The 2,778-nt window shown below is 68.2% G+C and carries 3 protein-coding genes; all 3 read right to left on the bottom strand.

Annotation, left to right across the window (positions count from 1 at the left end):
• A partial coding sequence (gene waaC / locus Q0319_RS19245; protein ID WP_299455267.1) for a lipopolysaccharide heptosyltransferase I occupies window positions 1-1,007 on the bottom strand: 1,007 nt, incomplete at its 3' end.
• Window positions 1,004-2,083: a glycosyltransferase family 4 protein gene (locus Q0319_RS19240; protein WP_299455264.1), complete on the bottom strand. Its 1,080-nt coding sequence runs from the start codon at window positions 2,081-2,083 to the stop codon at window positions 1,004-1,006. The genes waaC and Q0319_RS19240, both read right to left, overlap by 4 nt.
• The coding region (locus Q0319_RS19235) for a polysaccharide deacetylase family protein (protein WP_299455261.1) at window positions 2,073-2,778 on the bottom strand (706 nt) is incomplete at its 5' end. The genes Q0319_RS19240 and Q0319_RS19235, both read right to left, overlap by 11 nt.

The following is a 2,778-nucleotide window of genomic DNA, read 5'->3' as shown; positions in this document are numbered from 1 at the left end:
GCGTCCACCTCGTGACTGCGCATGCAGTCGAAGCGGCCACCGCAGGTCGGGTGGCGCCGGCAGGGCGAGCAGGGCAGGGCCTCGTACATCACCCGCGTCGGCGCTTCGCCGGCCGATAGATAGGGACGCGTCGAGCCGAACAGCGCGACGGTGGGCACGCGCATCGCCGTGCCGATGTGGGTGAGGCCGGTGTCCACGCCGATGAGCAATGACGCGCCCTGGATGACGGCCGCGCTCTCGTCGAGGCGCAGTTGCCCGACCAGGTCGGCGGCCGGGGCGCCGTGCTGATGCAGGATGTCGAGCGCAGCAGCATGGTCGGCGGGTCCCCCCAGCAGCACGGGCGTGATTCCCTCGTCCCTCAGCCGCTGCGCGAGAGCTGCCCAGCGGTCGGGGAACCAGTGCTTCTGCGGACGCGTGGTGAAAGGGCACAGCGCCGCATAGGGCGCGGCGACGCCGGACCGGGCCAACGCCTCCTGCGCGGCTCGTCGTGCCTGGTCGGACGGCACGACGTCGAGGCGGAAGGCGTGCTCAGGAGCGCCGAGATGGGCGGCCAGTTGCCGGTACTCCGAACCGATCTGCGGCCTGGCCATGGGGTGAGGCTCGAAGCGTTCCGTCATCAACCACTGGCTGCCCTCGCGCGGATGGAGGCCGAGGCGTCGGGGTGCGCCTGTCCACCAGGCACACAGGCCGCTCTTCAGGAGGCCTTGCGCATCGATGACAAGGTCGTACCGTCCGGCGCGCAGCTGCTGACGGAACTCGCGCCACGCCCGCCAGAGGTCGACGTAGCGACGCTCCTTCCACATCCGCCGCCAAGAGGGGCGATCCCAGATCAGCAGCTCATCGAGTCGCGGGTTGGCACGCAGGAGCGGCGCGGCCGCGGGTTCGGTGAGCCATGCGAGGCGGGCGTCGGGGTGCACGGCGCGCAGCACAGGGATCAAGCCCGATGCCATCGCGACATCGCCCAGCGCCGAGAGCCGTACGACCAGGATGCGGGGAGCGGAGTTCACCGGGCCGCCTCCAACGCGCTGCGATAGACCGCCTCGGTGCCGTCGATCATCTGTTCGATCGTGAAACGATGCAGGTAATGCGACCGGGCGGCCGCCCCCCACGTCTGACGCAACTCGGCCTGCGTCGACACGCGCCGGATCGCGGCGGCCAGCGCGTGGACGTCCTCCGGGGGCACCAGCAGACCGGTCTGCTCGTGGAGCACGACTTCGGGAAGGCCGCCGGTACGCGCCGCGATGAGAGGCAGGCAGGCCGAACTGGCCTCGACGGCGGCCAGGCTCAGAGCCTCGCGGCGCGAGGGCACCACGCAGGCGTCGAACGCGCACAGGATGCGCAGCACATCCGCACGATAACCGAGGAAGCGCACTTCCGGCACTGTTCTCGCGAGGTCTTGCACCTCACGCCCGAAGTCGGTGTCGGTATCACCGACAAAATTGACCAAGGGGCGCTCGTGCTGCGGCACCCGCCGCAAGGCCTCCACCAGCAGGTCTTGGCCTTTGTCACGCACGAATCGTCCCACGCACACGAACGCCGTTGCATCAAGGGGAATTCCGAACTCGCGGCGGATCTCGTCCCTATCCGACTGGACGGCAGGTCCGCTTCCGTTGTGCACCACATGCAGGCGCGCGTCGGGGTAGCCGGCCTTGAGCAACGATGCGCGCACAGCCTCTGAAACAGCGATGATGTGGTGGCTGCGTCTCATGTGCTTGCGGGCAGTGGTGGCGTGGGCGGTCGAGACTGAGGCCACCCCTCGGGCGGCCGCCGCGATGCCCGCATAGAAGGATCCTCGCACGAGATGCCCGTGAACGACATCCGTCCGCCATTCGCGCACCAGCTTGCGCAGCTTGAGGTGCGAGACCGGGTCGTAGAGCCCGGTCATGCGCAGGGGATGCACTTCGATACCGTGAGCGCCGCACTGGGCGGCCAGCCAGGAATCAGCGGGCCCGGCAAAGACCAGCTTGTGCCCCCGCGACGCCAAGCCCCGCATTAGGGCAAGGGCGTGCGTCTCGGCCCCGCCGTACCCGTGGCTGTGTAGGACCTGGACGATGCGCAGCGGACGCACCGATTCAACTCGCATACACCGGTTCGCCGCCGTGGTCCTTGCGCTCGTGCTTCATGTGCAGCTTCCACCAGAACCCGAGCAGGTTGTCGCCGTGCGAGATCGCCTTGCGGGGAATCTCGTAGGCGTTGTTGGCGGTGTTGGCTGCGCCGCGGATGCAGGTGAGGCCAGTACGGTAACCGGCCTCAGCCACGAGGTCACGGCAATGGGTGTCGTAGTCGCCGTAGGGATAGCAGAAGTGCCGTACTGCGGCCCCGAGCAAGTCTTCCAGTCCGGCCTTGCTGCCCGCGATCTGCCTGCGTTGCTCGTCCGGCGTTTGCTGCGACAGACGCACATGGGTGACCGCGTGCGAGCCAAAGGTGACGCCTTCGGCGTGTAGTCGACGGATGGTGTCCTTTGACATCAGTGCCGGGCGCTCGCCCATGTCGTCCAACCAGTCGGCTTTTGCACCAATGAGGGAGGACACGAGAAAGACCGTCGCCGGAAAACCGTGCTTGCGCAGGATGGGCCACGCGTGCTCGGCGAAGTTCTCGTAGCCGTCGTCGAAGGTCAGGACGACGGCACGGGGCGGCAATGGCTTGCCGGCGAACAGGCCCTGCCAGGCTTCATCGAGGCTGATGACGTGGTAGCCCGCGTGCTTGAGCCAGCCCATCTGCCAGGCGAAGCGGCCCACGTCGCAATAGACGGCACGGTGCGCCTTGGGGCGCGGGAAG

Origin of the sequence: uncultured Pigmentiphaga sp. (assembly GCF_937950555.1) — a bacterium.
GTDB lineage: Bacteria > Pseudomonadota > Gammaproteobacteria > Burkholderiales > Burkholderiaceae_B > Pigmentiphaga.
This window is presented reverse-complemented; position numbering and strand designations above follow the sequence as displayed.

Bases quoted from the DNA above. Each gene is read 5' to 3' on its own strand.
- Q0319_RS19240 (WP_299455264.1), bottom strand. From the start codon at position 2,083: ATGCGAGTTGAATCGGTGCGTCCGCTGCGCATCGTCCAGGTCCTACAC.